The following is a 631-nucleotide window of genomic DNA, read 5'->3' as shown; positions in this document are numbered from 1 at the left end:
ATTGTCGGTAAGATCCTTCCAGGTACCGGCAGCACTTGGTACAGTTGCCTGCCCTCCCAGTTTTCCTTCGGTACCTACTTCTCTTGCCACACGAGTTACCTCTGCCGCAAAGAGCGTCAGCGAATCAACCATACTGTTGATCGTGTTCGAGAGGACCAATACTTCTCCTCCTTTTCCTTCTTCAGTAATTTTTTGTGAAAGGTCTCCCTGTGCTACCGCAGTGGTTACCGAGGCAATTTCCCGTACCTGGTTGGTCAGGTTGTTTGCCATGGTATTTACATTATCGGTAAGGTCCTTCCAGGTTCCGGCAACATCGGGCACTTTCGCCTGACCTCCCAGTTTACCTTCCGTTCCTACCTCCCGTGCCACCCGGGTTACCTCATCAGAGAAAATATTCAGGGAATCCACCAGCTGGTTAATAGTGTCTTTAAGTTCTGCGATCTCCCCTTTTACGTTAATCGAGATCTTCTTAGAAAGGTCACCATTTGCAACCGAAGTTGCTACTCCGGCGATCTCCCGCACCTGGGCTGTCAGATTGGAAGCCATCGTGTTTACGTTCACCGTAAGATCCTTCCAGGTTCCTGCAACATCGGGTACATCTGCCTGTCCTCCCAGTTTTCCTTCCACCCCT

1 protein-coding gene is annotated in these 631 nt (G+C 50.4%); it reads right to left on the bottom strand.

Translation table 11 applies throughout. The features are described from left to right. A partial coding sequence (locus tag HC176_RS15725; protein WP_167919934.1) for a HAMP domain-containing protein occupies positions 1-631 on the bottom strand: 631 nt, incomplete at both ends.

This window comes from Tamlana crocina, from assembly GCF_012037625.1.
The sequence above is the reverse complement of the archived record's forward strand: the minus strand, read 5'-3'. Positions and strand labels throughout refer to the sequence as shown.